The organism is Pseudomonas sp. 8(2025) (assembly GCF_052665325.1).
The window spans coordinates 232,063-247,492 of the sequence record NZ_JBQOIE010000009.1; the positions used below are offsets into that span (position 1 = coordinate 232,063).

The following is a 15,430-nucleotide window of genomic DNA, read 5'->3' on the forward strand; positions in this document are numbered from 1 at the left end:
ATAGTTTGTTTCTGAAAGCGGGCAAATCATGGATCGTCTCCAAGCAATGCGGGTCTTCGTCACCGTCGTCGACCTGGGCAGCCAGTCGGCCGCCGCCGATCACCTGGACCTGTCGCGTCCGGTGGTGTCACGTTATCTGGCGGAATTGGAGGACTGGGTCGGCGCCCGGCTGATGCACCGAACCACGCGCAAGCTCAGCCTGACCGCCGCCGGCGGTGAGATCCTGCCCCGCTGCCGGCAGATGCTGGAGCTGTCCAGCGACATGCAGGCCGCGGTTGGCGAGCCGGACGATGCACCCCGCGGCCTGCTGCGCATCAGCGTCAGTACCTCGTTCGGCCAGTCGCAACTGGCGGATGCCGTGGCCGACTACGTCAAGCGCTACCCGGGGGTCAGCATCGACCTGCAGATGCTCGATCGCACGGTGAACCTGGTGGATGAACGCATTGACCTGGCGATCCGTACCAGCAATGACCTGGACCCGAACCTGATCGCCCGGCGCCTGACGGTCTGCCGCTCGGTGATCTGCGCCTCGCCGGCCTATCTGCGAGAGCACCCCGCGCCCCAGCGGGTGGAGGAACTGAACCGGCACAACTGCCTGACCCACTCCTACTTCGGCAAGAGCCTGTGGCATTTCGAACAGGATGGCGAACAGGTATCGGTGCCGGTGCAGGGCAACATCAGCGCCAACGAGGCCAGCACGCTGCTGCGCACCACCATGGCCGGCGCCGGGATCGCCATGCTGCCCAGCTACCAGGCCGGTGAGTACATCAAGCGTGGAGAGCTGGTACGCCTGCTACCCCACGCCGAACCGCGCACGATGAACATGTACGCGGTCTATGCCTCGCGCAAGCACATGCCGGCGACCTTGCGCAGCATGCTCGACTTCCTGGTCCTCAGGTTTCCCCAGCAACCGCTCTGGGACGAAGGTTTGTAGATAGATGCACGGCGCTGGCCGGGCTGCTCGATCCAACTGCTGAATACCCTGCCAAACAGGCCGGGCAAGCCCCCGCAACTGACCTATGCTGATAACAGTACCCCTTTAAACCAAAGGGGTATGGGTTCAGAGGTCGTTGCCATGAACGTCAAGACAAGAAGGTACCTGGCCATCTTCATGACCTGCACCGTGACCCTGGCGCTATACGGTACTGCCGCTTATCGCGTGGAGCAGGCGCGCATGCAACCGCGCAACTACGCCAGTTGCAACCTGGAGCGCTGCATGCCCCACAACGCCACCTTGAACGCCCTCAGGTGAGCGTCAGCGAATCGGCGTCTCCGGCCTGATCGGCCTTCAGGCGATCGCGAAATACCTTGGGCGAGATCCCCTCCCGGCGCCGGAACAGCCGGGTGAAGTTGGTGGGGTCGGAAAACCCCAGGTCCGCGGAAATCTCGTAGATGGTCATCCCGGTGTAGGTCAGCAGCCGCTTGGCTTCCAGTAGCTGGCGTTCGTGCATGATCTGCAGCGCGGGCTGCCCTGCCAGTTCACGGCAGGTGCCGTTGAGGTGCGACACTGAAATGCCCAGCTTGTGGGCCAGGTCCTCGACCTTCACATGCTCGCGGTAATGGGCTTCCACCAACTGGATGAAGCCATTGAAATACTCACGGGCCCGCTGGGGACGCCGGCTGGCACTGCTGCGCTGCAACGCCTGGCGCCCGACCCAGACCACAATCATGCTGACCAGCGCATGCATGAGCATTTCCCGGGCCGGCTGCTGCCCCTGGTACTCCTGCTGCAAGGCGGCGAACAAACCGTTCAGGTACGCCTCGTCTGCCCCCGTCGGATATCCCTCGGGCCTGGCCAGGGTATTTTGCCCCTGCCCCAGTTGGGTTTGCAGATGGCTTACCAGCGGCGCTGCCAGCGTCACCACATAACCTTCTATGTCTTCGGAAAACCGGAAGCCATGGACCGACAGCGGCGGCAGGACCTGGACCATCGATTTGTCCAGCAGGGTACGCTGGCCTTCGATCTCCAGTTCCGCCTGCCCACGGTATACAAACAGCAACTGGCAGAGGTCGGCATGCCGATGGGGCTTGATTTCCCAATGGTGCTCGCGGCTGCGCTGGCTGATGGGCTCGCAATGAAGCAGGTCCGGGGTGGGCCAGTCCAGGCTCTCGCCATAGAGCTTGAACACCGGAATCGACGCAAGGGCAGGCTTGTTCATCACTACAGTCCAGGCCTCAGTGTGACGGGCGACGGGGGCGCCAGCGGGCGAACCATCAGACAACCGCCAGGGCTCTTCGATAAACGAATACGCCCGGGCGAAATGCAAGCAACAGCAACATCAATGGACATTGACCGGGCCGGTGTTCAGAGCACCGACCCAGTGCCGGGCACTATACAGAATGCGTCCCATTAGCAGCTAATTCCCACCGAATAATCTGTGCTTTCGTCTGACCGCCCAGGTCTTCACAGAGCATCGTTCCCATCAGTTAAGCCCAGATGAAAAATCCCCGGAGACTTCCTTGTATGGCTATCTAGTAGGCTCCTATCTAGTACACTGAAGCGCACTTCCACCGGCCTTGCTCCGCCGGGTCAATCTCTGCCCGCAGGTTCTTTCGTGACCCACTTTCAACAGCCCGTCTCGCCCAAACCGGCCATTCGCAGCGTGCTGATCGCCCTGATGCTGGCGATCTTTCTCGGCGCCCTGGACCAGACCATTGTCGCCGTCTCCATGCCGGCCATTTCCGCCCAGTTCAAGGACGTCGGCCTGCTGGCCTGGGTGATCTCCGGCTACATGGTGGCGATGACCGTGGCAGTGCCCATCTACGGCAAGCTCGGCGACCTCTACGGCCGCCGCCGCTTGATGCTGTTCGGCATGGGGCTGTTCACCCTGGCCTCGCTGTTCTGCGGCCTGGCACAGAACATGGAGCAACTGGTACTGGCGCGGATTTTTCAGGGTATCGGCGCCGGCGGCATGATCTCCGTGAGCCAGGCCATCATTGGCGACATAGTTCCGCCTCGGGAGCGCGGTCGCTACCAGGGCTACTTCAGCAGCATGTACGCAGTGGCCAGCGTCGCCGGCCCGGTGCTGGGCGGCTACATGACCGAATTCCTTTCCTGGCGCTGGGTGTTCCTGATCAACCTGCCTCTGGGCCTGGGCGCCTGGTGGGTGGCGCATCGCACTCTGATCGGGCTGCCGGTGCCCCAGCGCAAGCCGATCATCGACTACCTCGGTACCGTGCTGATGATCATCGGCCTGACCGCCCTGCTGCTGGGTATCACCCAGGTAGGCCAGGGCTATTCCTGGCGCAGCGCCGAAGTGCTCGAGCTGCTGGCCATCGCGGTCATCGTCCTGGCGCTGTTCGTCTGGCATGAGCGCCGGGCCGGGGAACCCCTGCTGCCGATGCACCTGTTCACCAACCGCAACGCGCTGCTGTGCTGGTGCACGATCTTCTTCACCAGCTTCCAGGCCATTTCCCTGATCGTGCTGATGCCGCTGCGCTTCCAGAGCATCACCGGCGCCGGGGCCGACAGTGCCGCCCTGCACCTGCTGCCGCTGGCCATGGGTCTGCCAATGGGCGCCTATTGTGCCGGGCGCCTGACCTCGGTCACCGGGCGCTACAAGCCGATGATCCTCAGTGGCGCGCTGCTGATGCCGCTGTCGATCCTCGGCATGGCCCTGGTGCCGCCGCAGTCGGAGCTGCTCAGCGGCCTGTTCATGCTGCTCTGCGGGATCGCCGGCGGCATGCAGTTCCCCACCTCCCTGGTGGGCACGCAGAACTCGGTGGAGCAACGGGATATCGGCGTGGCCACCAGCACCACCAACCTGTTCCGCGCCCTCGGCGGGGCGGTGGGCGTGGCGCTGATGTCGGCGTTGCTGCTGGCCTTGCTCCAGGATTCCAGCCTGGCCCATCTCGGTGGCGCCGGGCTGATGGTTGAAGGGCACTCCGGCAATGCCCTGCTGGAAGGCCTGAACGCCGCCCCCGGCCCGGCGCGGGACGCCTTGCGAGCCGAGTTGCTGACGACCTTCAAGCATCTGTTGCTGGTCAGTGCCGGGGTATCCCTGCTGGGGCTGGCAGCGGCGATCGCCATGCCCAATCGCCTGCTGCGCGGTCGTGAAGACAAGGCGCGTTGACCCGCCCCGGGCTCCTGTAGCCGCTTTGGTCGACAGCCTGCGGCAGCGGCTGCAGGACAGCATGATCAAGGGCTGTAGTAGCCCACCGCAACCAGCAGATTCCCTAACTTGCGCAGGTAGGCGTGCTTGTCCTCCACCTTGCCGGTCACCGGGTTCTTCCAGCGGTATTGGTATTCGCCCTGATCCTCGCGAGCCATGAGCGCCAGCATCGGCTCGCCCACCGGCTTGCCTTCGGGATCCTTGATCTTGGCGAAGTCGGTGTTGAGCAAACGCAGGTTGGTGCCATGGGCCAGGTAGCGCCGGCTGTCCATGTCCACCACGAACACGTACAGATCGTCTTCAAGAAAACCGCCCTGCAACTGGTTGATCGCCTTGAGCGTGCCGTTGCGGTCCGTGCTCAGGGCCGTGGCTGCCCTCTCCAGCAATGCCCTGGCCTGCTCGGCCGACGCCCGGGGCTGGTAGTAACCCACCGCCAGGATGCGTTCGCCGACCCGCTGGAAATACACATGCTTGCGCTCGATCTTGCCGTCGGCCCAGTTCTGCCAGCGGTACTCGGCCTGCTGGATGCCATTGCCCTCGGGCGTCTTCAACGCTTGCTTGAACGCCTTGCGCAGGTCCGGCCCCAGGACTTGCGACACATCACGGCCAATCAACGCCGACGAGGGACCGCCACTGGCCAGCATCACGCCTTGGGTATCCACCACGAACACATAGCGGTCGTGGTCGACGAACTCGCCCTGGCGGCTGAAGGCAGCGAATGCCTTGTCGCCCTGATCGTGGTAGTAGCCCAGGGCCTTTTCCAGCAGCGCCCGGGCCGCCGCGCCATCATCCACCGACGGCGCCGCCTGCAGCGGGCCCAAGCACAACAGCAGCAGCCAGCCCACCCAGGTATTTCCAAGCCACAGTCTCATCGCCCGCTCCTCGTTCGTGTTGGCGTTCGAAGAGCGTAGACGGCTGCAGGATATGCGGAAACATTCAGCACACGGGGGGTGAACCGACGCCTTCCCACGCCAGGCGTGGGAAGGCGGCCCCCATCAAGGGCGGGTGTTGATCTGCTGCTGCAGGTTCTGGATCTGGCTTTGCAGCGTGTTGATGTTGCGGGTCACCTGGCCGCGAAAGGCGTCGAACTCGGCAGTGCTGGCACCGTTTTGCGCAGCGGCGGGACGGTTGTCCTGCTGGCTCTTGAGCACGATCAGGTCCTGTTCCAGACGCTCGATGGCGGCGCTCGGATTGCCCTGTTTCTTCAGCGTGGCCAGGTCGGCGCCCAGGCTCTTGAGCTGGGCATCGACCTTGCCATTGTCGGTCTGGGCGCTTTTCAGGCTCGCCAGTTCACCGCTCAAGGCTTTCACCTGAGCCTGCAACTGGCTGTTGGCTGCTTGCTGTTCGGCGGTCTGCGCGCTCATCTGCGCCAGGCGCTTGTCCAGATCGGTGGCCTGCCCCGCCACGCCCTGCTGCTGTCGGCTCTGGTCCTGCAGGCGGCTCTCCAGTTGCTTGATCTGCAGCTTCAGCGCTTCACTGTCGGTGGTGACATTGGTCTGGCTGGCCACCACCTTGCCGGAGATGTCCTGCAGGCGTCCGGCCGCTTCCTCACTGATCCTGGCGAAGCTTTCCTGGGTCGCCACCAATTGCTGTTCCATCAGCGAAATCTGCTGGAAGCTCCACCAGGCAAGGCCGATGAAGGCAAAGAACAAGGCGCCCACCAATGCCCAGAGCGGGCCGGTGCTGGGGCTCTTGACCTTGACTACCGGCGTGCCGCGCGAATGCACGGAGGTACGCTCGCGGGCAGCGCTGGTGGTGGGGAAGACATCGTCGTCGAGAGGATCGGCGCGCAGACTGGGAACGTCGTCGAAGTCATCGTTTGCATCGTTACGCATGGGGCAACCTTTGTGAAACGCGGTGGTGGCTGAGTGCGGCGAGTATAAACCGCTAATTCGCCCGGCCAATGGACCGGGCCGGGCAAACTCGGTTCAGTCTTTGGTTTCAGCTTATGTCCTGGGCTTTCCACCAGGCGCAGAACTCATCCAGGGCCGCCCACAGGCTGACCTTGGGCTCATAGCCGAGATAATGCCGGGCACGGCTGATATCCAGGGTGAAATTCTTGTTCATGACCTGCATTCCCAGGCGCGACAGAGTCGGCTCCGGTCGCCCCGGCCAGAGCTTGCAGAAACCTTCGTTGAGCGCCGCCACGCCATAGGCCAGGCCGAAGGAGCGATAACGGGAGACTTGCGGCACCTGCATCTGGCGCATCACATAATTGACCACATCCCACAAAGGCACCGGTGTGCCGTTGCTGATGTTGTAGGCCTTGCCCAAGGCCGAGCCGCTGGCGTGCAGGCTGCTGAACAGCGCCTCGTTGAGGTTGTGCACACTGGTGAAATCGACCTTGTTCAGGCCGTTGCCGACAATGGCCAGGCGGCCCTTGCGCTGCATCTTCAACAGCCGCGGGAAGATGCTCATGTCGCCGGCGCCGGTGACGAAGCGCGGGCGCAGGGCAAGCACTTCAAGGCCGAACTCCTGGGCGCCGAAGACCTTTTGCTCGGCCAGGTACTTGGTGGCCGCATAAGGATGCCGGAAGCGCTTGGGCACTTGTTCCTCGGTCAACCCCAGGTGATCCCGGCCGTCGAAGTAGATCGAGGGCGAAGACAGGTGCACCAGCCGCTGCACCCGCTGCTTGAGGCAGGCTTCGACCACGTTCTCGGTGACCAGCACATTGCCCTGGTGGAAGTCCTGGTAGCGCCCCCACAAGCCCACGGCACCGGCGCAATGCACCACGCTGTCGACGTCGCGGCACAGCTCGCGCACCAGATCCGCATCGCTCAGGTCACCCTGGACGAACTCAGCGCCACGGCGCACCAGATGCTCCACGGCTTCGGCGCGACGGCCATTGACCCGCACCTCCAGGCCCTGCTCAAGGGCAAAGCGGGCGAAGCGCCCGCCGATGAAGCCGCTTGCGCCGGTAACCAGAATCTTCATGAAATATTCCTAAGAAAGCAGTGACGAGCTACGAGCTACAAGCTGCAAGTTAAAAATCAGTGCGCAAGCTGTCTACTTGCAGCTTGTCGCTTGACGCTTACGGCTGCTCCCAGGGCACCAGCCATTGTGCCGACAAACGTGCCAGGTGCTCGGTGAGCAGCCCCAGCAATTGGCCGCCGTTGCGCCAATGATGCCAGTACAGCGGCACATCGATGGGTTTATCCGGCAACAGTTCCAACAGCAGGCCCCGCTCGAGCTGCTCGCGGACCTGCAACTCGGGCACCAGCCCCCAGCCCAGGCCGGCCTCGGTCAGGCGAATGAAGCCCTCGGAAGACGGGCACAGATGATGCTCGAAAGCACCGTCCACGCCCAGGGAAGCCAGGTAGCGATGCTGCAGGAAATCGTCGGGGCCAAACACCAGCGCCGGTGTGCGCGGCAACTGCTCGGCACGCACGCCCTGGGGAAAATGCCGGGCGATGAATTCCGGGCTGGCCATGGCCCGGTAGCGCATGGCCCCCAGCAGCAGGCTGCGGGCCCCGGCCACCGGGCGCTCGCTGGCACAGACGCAGGCCGCCACTTCCCCGGCGCGCATGCGCTTGAGGCCGACGGTCTGGTCTTCCACCACGAGGTCCAGGAGCAGATGGTGCTCGGCGCAAAAATCGCCCACTGCGCCAGCCCACCAGGTGGCCAGGCTGTCGGCGTTGAGGGCGATGCGCAAGCGCTCCGGCAGGCCCTCCTCGTCCAGCGCCGGCACCAGGCTTTGCAGGTCGCGCTCCAGCAGGCGCACCTGCTGCACATGGTTGAGCAGGCGCCGGCCGATTTCCGTCGGCGCCGGCGGCGTCACCCGCACCAGCACTGGCTGGCCGACCCGGGCCTCCAGCAGTTTGATCCGCTGGGAAATCGCCGACTGTGACAAACCCAGCACCTGGGCCGCCCGCTCGAACCCTGCCTGCTCGATCACTGCGGCCAAGGCCGAGAGCAACTTGTAGTCGAACATCAGTTTTCCTAATGAGAGATCAGCAATATTGGTTTTTCTTATACAACCCGGGCCGGGAAAATAGCCAGCGTAAAGCCTCAGCAATGCCTCTTCGTTCAAGGATTCCGTTCATGGCCGGTGAAACCTCCCTCGCAACCCTGCTGCGCAGCATGAGCCCGCAGCTCAATGACGGCGAGTACGTGTTCTGCTCCCTCCCCGACCGCAGCCTGCTGCAGGACTGCGAAGTGCTGGGCAGTTTTCGCGAGCGCGAAGGCCTGACCGTGATTCTCCCGCGCCAGCAGGCCGAGCGCCTGGGCCTGGGCTTTGACTATGTAGCCGCCTGGATCACCCTCAACGTGCATTCGGCGCTCGAAGCCGTGGGCCTGACCGCTGCCTTCGCCGGGGCCCTGGGCAAGGCCGGGATCAGTTGCAACGTGATCGCCGGCTACTACCACGACCACCTGTTTGTCGGCCAGGCGGATGCCGGGCGGGCCATGCAGGTATTGCAACAACTGGCCGCCGGCGAGGAGCAATAACCATGTGGCAAAGCTATGTGAATGGCCTGTTGGTGGCCTTCGGCCTGATCATGGCCATCGGTACTCAGAACGCTTTCGTCCTGGCCCAGAGCCTGCGCCGCGAGCACCACCTGCCGGTGGCGGCGCTGTGCGTCACCTGTGATGCGTTGCTTGTGGCGGCCGGCGTGTTCGGCCTGGCCACCGTGCTCACCCAGAGCCCGATGCTGCTGGCGGTGGCACGCTGGGGCGGCGCGGCATTCCTGATCTGGTATGGCGCCCAGGCATTGCGCCGTGCCTGCTCGAAACAGAGCCTGCAGCAGGGCGAAGGACAGACCGTGCGTTCGCTGCGGGCGGTGATGCTCAGCGCCCTGGCGGTGACCCTGCTCAACCCCCACGTGTACCTGGACACGGTGCTGCTGATCGGCTCGCTGGGGGCCCAGCAGACCGAACCGGGCGCCTATGTGGTGGGGGCCGCGAGCGCTTCGCTGCTGTGGTTCTTCACCCTGGCGCTGGGCGCCGCCTGGCTGGCTCCGTGGCTGGCGCGCCCGAGCACCTGGAGGATACTCGACCTGCTGGTGGCGGTGATGATGTTCAGCGTCGCCCTGCAGTTGATCAGCGCCGCGTGACTTATTCCAAAAGGCTCTGGAACCTCTATCCCACACAGTTGTTGCGTGGTTAAGCCGCACCCCCGGTGCTATGATCCGAACCCTGCGCCGCAAAGAGTACAAACTCCCCGGCGCTTGTCTGGCCGCCCGTGATCGGCCTTGCGCTCACCGCAACTGACCTGATTAGGAGAATCATCATGGCTTTCGAATTGCCGCCGCTGCCCTATGCACACGACGCTCTGCAGCCGCACATTTCCAAGGAAACCCTGGAATACCACCACGACAAGCACCACAACACCTACGTCGTGAACCTGAACAACCTGGTGCCAGGCACCGAGTTCGAAGGCAAGACTCTGGAAGAGATCGTCAAAACCTCTTCGGGCGGCATCTTCAACAACGCAGCCCAGGTCTGGAACCACACTTTCTACTGGAACTGCCTGGCGCCAAACGCCGGCGGCCAACCTACCGGCGCCCTGGCTGAAGCCATCAACGCTGCGTTCGGTTCGTTCGACAAGTTCAAAGAAGAATTCACCAAGACTTCGGTTGGCACCTTCGGTTCCGGCTGGGGCTGGCTGGTGAAAAAGGCTGACGGTTCCCTGGCCCTGGCCAGCACCATCGGCGCCGGCAACCCGCTGACCAGCGGCGACACCCCGCTGCTGACCTGCGACGTCTGGGAACACGCCTACTACATCGACTACCGCAACGTTCGCCCAAAATACGTCGAAGCGTTCTGGAACCTGGTCAACTGGAAATTCGTGGCTGAGCAGTTCGAAGGCAAGAACTTCGTCGCTTAAGTCCGTTTGCAGTGTAAAAAACCCGGCCTGGCCGGGTTTTTTTTGCCTGTGGCAAAGCCGGGATCTTGTCCCGCCCACCTGAAGCGCTAAGATTCATGGCAGGTAAAAAACAACGCCACCCCTCAAGTTGCAAGGCGTCGCTACCGACACACTATCCACAGCACGAGCAATCCTGATTCTGATCACCCGGGCCTGGCCCGCAGACATCCTGTTCTCGGCACTAATGTCACTTTGACGGCCATCACGGGATTGCCAATACTCATGGCAACTTGACGCTACACGCACGGAACAAGGAATAGCCCTTTGAAGCTGGAACTCAAAAACAGCTTGTCGGTGAAGTTGCTCCGGGTTGTGCTGCTGTCGGCACTCATAGTGGGCGTGGTCCTGAGCTGCGCCCAGATCGTCTTCGATGCCTACAAGACTCGGCAGGCGGTAGCTAGCGATGCCCAGCGCATTCTCGACATGTTTCGCGACCCATCGACACAGGCGGTCTACAGCCTGGACCGGGAAATGGGCATGCAAGTCATTGAAGGCCTGTTCCAGGATGACGCTGTGCGCATGGCCTCCATTGGCCACCCGAACGAGACCATGCTCGCGGAGAAATCCCGCGACCTGCAGAAATCCTCCAGCCGCTGGCTGACCGACCTGATCCTCGGTCAGGAACGCACCTTCACTACGCAATTGGTGGGCCGTGGCCCCTACAGCGAATATTACGGCGACCTGAGCATCACCCTCGACACCGCCACTTATGGCCAGGGCTTCATCGTCAGTTCGGTGATCATCTTCATTTCCGGAGTCCTGCGGGCCCTGGCCATGGGCCTGGTGCTGTACCTGGTCTATCACTGGCTGCTGACCAAGCCGCTGTCGCGAATCATCGAGCACCTGACCACCATCAACCCCGACCGCCCCAGCGAACACCAGTTGCCCCTGCTCAAGGGCCACGAGAAGAACGAGCTGGGGATCTGGATCAATACCGCCAACCAGTTGCTGGCCTCCATCGAACGCAACACCCACTTGCGTCACGAGGCGGAAAACAGCCTGTTGCGCATGGCCCAGTACGACTTCCTCACCGGCTTGCCAAACCGCCAGCAGTTGCAACAGCAACTGGACAAGATCCTGGTGGACGCCGGGCGCCTGCAACGCCGGGTGGCGGTGCTCTGTGTCGGCCTGGATGATTTCAAGGGCATCAACGAACAGTTCAGCTACCAGACCGGCGACCAGCTGTTGCTGGCCCTGGCCGACCGCCTGCGCGGCCACAGCGGCCGGCTTGGCGCCCTGGCGCGCCTGGGGGGCGATCAGTTCGCCCTGGTCCAGGCCGATATCGAACAGCCTTACGAAGCTGCGGAACTGGCCCAGAGCATCCTCGATGACCTGGAGGCCACCTTCGCCCTGGATCACCAGGAAATCCGCCTGCGTGCCACCATCGGTATCACCCTGTTCCCGGAGGACGGCGACAGCACGGAAAAGCTCCTGCAAAAAGCCGAACAGACCATGACCCTGGCCAAGACCCGGTCACGCAATCGGTATCAGTTCTATATCGCCAGCGTCGACAGCGAGATGCGTCGCCGCCGCGAGCTGGAAAAAGACCTGCGCGAGGCCCTGGCCCGGGATCAGTTCTTCCTCGTCTACCAACCGCAGATCAGCTATCGCGACCACCGTGTGGTGGGCGTCGAAGCGCTGATCCGCTGGCAGCACCCCGAGCATGGCCTGGTGCCGCCAGACCTGTTCATTCCCCTGGCGGAACAGAACGGCACCATCATCGCCATCGGCGAATGGGTGCTGGACCAGGCCTGCCGCCAACTGCGGGAATGGCACGACATGGGCTTCAGCGACCTGCGCATGGCGGTCAACCTGTCCACCGTGCAACTGCACCACGCCGAGTTGCCACGGGTGGTCAACAATCTGTTGCAGATCTACCGCCTGCCGCCCCGCAGCCTGGAGCTGGAAGTCACCGAAACCGGCCTGATGGAAGACATCAGCACCGCCGCCCAGCACCTGCTGAGCCTGCGTCGCTCCGGCGCCCTGATTGCCATCGACGACTTCGGCACTGGCTACTCGTCCCTGAGCTACCTCAAGAGCCTGCCCCTGGACAAGATCAAGATCGACAAGAGCTTCGTCCAGGACCTGCTGGATGACGACGACGATGCCACCATCGTGCGCGCGATCATCCAGCTGGGTAAGAGCCTGGGCATGCAGGTGATCGCCGAGGGCGTGGAAACTGCCGAGCAGGAGGCCTACATCATCTCCGAAGGCTGCCACGAAGGTCAGGGCTACCACTACAGCAAACCCCTGCCCGCCCGGGAGCTGGGGGCCTACCTGAAACAGGCCCAGCGCAGCAATGCGGCAATCCTCTGAGCCAGGCACGGCGCTGGCGAACCTGACCCAGCGCAATCCCCTGTTGAATAAGAAATATTTCCAGGCACAACCCTTTACACATAATGCAAATCTTTCGCATTATGTCGCAGCTTTTGCGCGCCCCCGCGCCGTCCACTCCCCTCTCGAAGCAGGATGTTCGCCATGATTCGTATGCCTCTGGCTACCGCCAGTCTGTTGGCCATCGCAATTTCCCTCGCCGGCTGCGGCGAAGGTAAAGACGACAAGGCTGCCGCCCAAGCGCCGACCCCGGCCACCAGCACTGCCACCCCAGCGGCCGATGCAGCCGGCAAGGTCGACGAAGCGGCTGCCAAGGCCGTGGTCGCGCATTACGCCGACATGGTCTTCGCCGTATACAGCGACTCCGAATCCACCGCGAAAACCCTGCAGACCGCCATCGATGCCTTCCTCGCCAAGCCCAACGACGACACCCTGAAAGCCGCCAAGGCTGCCTGGGTCGCCGCTCGCGTGCCTTACCTGCAGAGCGAAGTGTTCCGCTTCGGCAACACCATCATCGATGACTGGGAAGGTCAGGTGAACGCCTGGCCCCTGGACGAAGGCCTGATCGACTACGTCGACAAGAGCTACGAGCACGCACTGGGCAACCCGGGTGCCACCGCCAACATCATCGCCAACACCGAGATCCAGGTCGGCGAAGACAAGGTCGACGTGAAAGACATCACCCCGGAAAAACTCGCCAGCCTGAACGAGCTGGGCGGTGCCGAGGCCAACGTCGCCACCGGCTACCACGCCATCGAATTCCTGCTCTGGGGCCAGGACCTCAACGGCACCGGCCCTGGCGCCGGCGCCCGCCCTGCTTCGGACTACCTGGAAGGTGCCGGTGCCACCGGCGGCCACAACGACCGTCGTCGTGCCTACCTGAAGGCCGTGACCCAACTGCTGGTCAACGACCTGGAAGAAATGGTCGGCAACTGGAAGCCGGACGTGGCCGACAACTACCGCGCCACCCTGGAAGCCGAGCCGGCCGAGACCGGCCTGCGCAAGATGCTGTTCGGCATGGGCAGCCTGTCCCTGGGTGAACTGGCCGGCGAGCGGATGAAGGTTTCCCTGGAAGCCAACTCCCCTGAAGACGAGCAGGACTGCTTCAGCGACAACACCCACAACTCGCACTTCTACGACGCCAAGGGCATCCGCAACGTCTACCTGGGCGAGTACACCCGTACCGACGGCACCAAGATGAGCGGCGCCAGCCTGTCGTCCCTGGTGGCCAAGGCCGACCCGGCCGCCGACGCGGCCCTGAAAGCCGACCTGGCGGCCACCGAAGCCAAGATCCAGGTCATGGTCGACCACGCCAACAAGGGCGAGCACTACGACCAGCTGATTGCGGCGGGCAACGAGTCCGGCAACCAGATCGTGCGTGACGCCATCGCCGCCCTGGTCAAGCAGACCGGCTCGATCGAGCAGGCCGCCGGCAAGCTGGGCATCAGCGACCTGAACCCGGACAACGCCGATCACGAATTCTGATCCGCATTGCGCCAGGCAGAAAGGCGACCCTCGGGTCGCCTTTTTTGTGCCCGCCGCAGCCGTTTGCACAACCTGCAACATCGTTGCCTGCGCCCCGTCCAGCTTGTCCTGGGTCAAACCAAACGATAATTCCTCTTATTCAATCCAGGCCGCCCTGTTAGACTTTGCGCCCTTGTTTTGCTCGTCTTGCAGGATGTCCGATGCCCTCGTTGCTGCTTCGCTGGTCCGCTCTGTTCATGGCCCTGAGCCTGAGTGCCTGCGATGACGCGCCGCGCTTTACCCAGGCCGAACCTGGAGAAGCCCGGGCGGGCGGCGCGACCACGGTCAACAAGAGCGATCGCAATGCCTTCTCCCTGCCGTCGGCCAACCTGCCACCCACCCGGCGCCTGGACTTCAGCGTCGGCAACAGTTTCTTCCGCAGCCCCTGGGTCATCGCCCCCTCCACCACCACCGCCCGCGACGGCCTCGGCCCGTTGTTCAACACCAACGCCTGCCAGAACTGCCACGTCAAGGACGGGCGCGGCCATCCCCCGGCGCCGGATGCGCTGAACGCAGTGTCGATGCTGGTGCGCCTGTCGATCCCCGACGATCCGGCCTTTGCCAGGCTCATCGAACAGGCAGGCATCGTTCCGGAGCCGGTGTACGGCGGCCAGTTGCAGGACATGGCCATTCCCGGGGTCGCTCCGGAAGGCCGGGTACGGGTGGACTACGATCCCCTGCCGGTACGCTTCCAGGACGGCACTCAAGTGGAGCTGCGCAAACCCAAGCTGCAGATCACCGACCTGGGCTACGGGCCTATGCACCCGGACACGCGTTTTTCCGCCCGGGTGGCGCCACCGATGATCGGCCTGGGGCTGCTGGAAGCCATTCCCGAAGAGGCGATCCTGGCCAATGCCAGGCCGGCGAATAAAAATGCCATCGCCGGCCGGCCCAACTGGGTCTGGGATGACGCCCTGCAAAAGACCGTACTCGGGCGTTTTGGCTGGAAAGCCGGGCAACCCAACCTCAATCAACAAAATGTTCACGCGTTTTCTGGTGATATGGGCCTGACCACCCGTCTGAGACCCTTCGATGACTGCACCGACGCGCAAACCGCCTGCAAGCAGGCCCCCAATGGCAAGGGCCCGGATGGCGAGCCGGAGGTCAGCGACAACATCCTGCGCCTGGTGCTGTTCTATACCCGCAACCTGGCGGTGCCGGCACGTCGCGATGTCGACTCGCCCCAGGTCCTGGCCGGCAAGAACCTGTTCTTCCAGGCCGGCTGCCAGTCCTGCCATACCCCAAGTTTCACCACCGCAGCCAACGCCGCCGAACCCGAGCTGGCCAACCAGGTGATACGCCCCTACAGCGACCTGCTGCTGCATGACATGGGCGAAGGCCTGGCGGACCACCGCACGGAGTTCAAGGCCAGTGGCCGCGACTGGCGCACCGCGCCGCTGTGGGGCATCGGCCTTACCGAAACCGTCAGCGGCCACACCCAGTTCCTGCATGACGGCCGCGCCCGCAACCTGATGGAGGCGGTGCTCTGGCACGGCGGCGAAGCCGAAGGCGCGAAACAACAGGTCTTGACCTTCAATGCCCAGCAGCGCGCCGCGTTGCTGGCATTCCTGAATTCTCTATAACGCTCGACTCACAC

General features: G+C 63.4%; 14 protein-coding genes. 9 read left to right on the plus strand and 5 right to left on the minus strand.

What is annotated here, in order from left to right:
- Positions 1–28 precede the first annotated feature (28 nt).
- Positions 29–934, plus strand: a complete 906-nt coding sequence (locus tag ACUXVH_RS18840; protein ID WP_011063070.1) for a LysR family transcriptional regulator — start codon at positions 29–31, stop codon at positions 932–934.
- A gap of 141 nt (positions 935–1,075) precedes the next feature.
- Positions 1,076–1,252: a hypothetical protein gene (locus tag ACUXVH_RS18845; RefSeq protein ID WP_015636796.1), complete on the plus strand. Its 177-nt coding sequence runs from the start codon at positions 1,076–1,078 to the stop codon at positions 1,250–1,252.
- Here ACUXVH_RS18845 and ACUXVH_RS18850 read toward each other — a convergent pair.
- The gene (locus tag ACUXVH_RS18850) at positions 1,245–2,159 is read right to left on the minus strand and encodes a helix-turn-helix domain-containing protein (protein WP_011063072.1); all 915 of its coding nucleotides are present in this window, start codon (positions 2,157–2,159) and stop codon (positions 1,245–1,247) included. The genes ACUXVH_RS18845 and ACUXVH_RS18850 overlap by 8 nt on opposite strands.
- Positions 2,160–2,555: 396 nt before the next feature.
- Between ACUXVH_RS18850 and ACUXVH_RS18855 the strand changes: the two genes are divergently transcribed.
- Positions 2,556–4,073, plus strand: a complete 1,518-nt coding sequence (locus ACUXVH_RS18855; protein ID WP_065365288.1) for an MDR family MFS transporter — start codon at positions 2,556–2,558, stop codon at positions 4,071–4,073.
- Between the two features lie 65 nt (positions 4,074–4,138).
- On the opposite strand, the gene ACUXVH_RS18860 is transcribed toward ACUXVH_RS18855, so the two are convergent.
- The 4 genes from ACUXVH_RS18860 to ACUXVH_RS18875 form a co-directional block, all read right to left on the minus strand.
- Entirely contained in the window at positions 4,139–4,984 is an 846-nt protein-coding gene (locus ACUXVH_RS18860) for a cache domain-containing protein (RefSeq protein WP_065365287.1), read from the minus strand.
- A gap of 123 nt (positions 4,985–5,107) precedes the next feature.
- Positions 5,108–5,947 (minus strand): hypothetical protein, encoded by an 840-nt coding sequence (locus ACUXVH_RS18865; protein ID WP_011063075.1) that lies wholly within the window; start codon positions 5,945–5,947, stop codon positions 5,108–5,110.
- A gap of 106 nt (positions 5,948–6,053) precedes the next feature.
- Positions 6,054–7,046 carry an NAD-dependent epimerase/dehydratase family protein gene (locus tag ACUXVH_RS18870; RefSeq protein WP_065365286.1) on the minus strand — a complete coding sequence of 331 codons (993 nt, stop codon included), beginning with the start codon at positions 7,044–7,046 and terminating at the stop codon, positions 6,054–6,056.
- A gap of 97 nt (positions 7,047–7,143) precedes the next feature.
- Complete coding sequence (locus ACUXVH_RS18875; protein WP_015636800.1) at positions 7,144–8,043, minus strand: LysR family transcriptional regulator ArgP; 900 nt, start codon at positions 8,041–8,043, stop codon at positions 7,144–7,146.
- A 110-nt stretch (positions 8,044–8,153) separates the two neighbouring features.
- On the opposite strand from ACUXVH_RS18875, the gene ACUXVH_RS18880 reads away from it, so the two are divergent.
- The 6 genes from ACUXVH_RS18880 (at position 8,154) to ACUXVH_RS18905 (ending at position 15,416) form a co-directional block, all read left to right on the plus strand.
- Positions 8,154–8,558, plus strand: coding sequence for an ACT domain-containing protein (locus ACUXVH_RS18880; RefSeq protein WP_011063078.1), 405 nt, complete (start codon positions 8,154–8,156; stop codon positions 8,556–8,558).
- A 2-nt stretch (positions 8,559–8,560) separates the two neighbouring features.
- Positions 8,561–9,163, plus strand: coding sequence for a LysE/ArgO family amino acid transporter (locus ACUXVH_RS18885; protein ID WP_011063079.1), 603 nt, complete (start codon positions 8,561–8,563; stop codon positions 9,161–9,163).
- A gap of 176 nt (positions 9,164–9,339) precedes the next feature.
- Complete coding sequence (locus ACUXVH_RS18890) at positions 9,340–9,936, plus strand: superoxide dismutase (RefSeq protein WP_011063080.1); 597 nt, start codon at positions 9,340–9,342, stop codon at positions 9,934–9,936.
- A 303-nt stretch (positions 9,937–10,239) separates the two neighbouring features.
- Positions 10,240–12,291, plus strand: coding sequence for a putative bifunctional diguanylate cyclase/phosphodiesterase (locus tag ACUXVH_RS18895; RefSeq protein WP_011063081.1), 2,052 nt, complete (start codon positions 10,240–10,242; stop codon positions 12,289–12,291).
- Positions 12,292–12,453: 162 nt separating this feature from the next.
- A complete protein-coding gene (locus tag ACUXVH_RS18900; protein ID WP_011063082.1) occupies positions 12,454–13,794 on the plus strand; it encodes an imelysin family protein in 1,341 nt (446 codons plus the stop codon).
- Positions 13,795–13,994: 200 nt separating this feature from the next.
- A complete protein-coding gene (locus ACUXVH_RS18905) occupies positions 13,995–15,416 on the plus strand; it encodes a di-heme oxidoreductase family protein (protein ID WP_065365285.1) in 1,422 nt (473 codons plus the stop codon).
- Positions 15,417–15,430 lie beyond the last annotated feature (14 nt).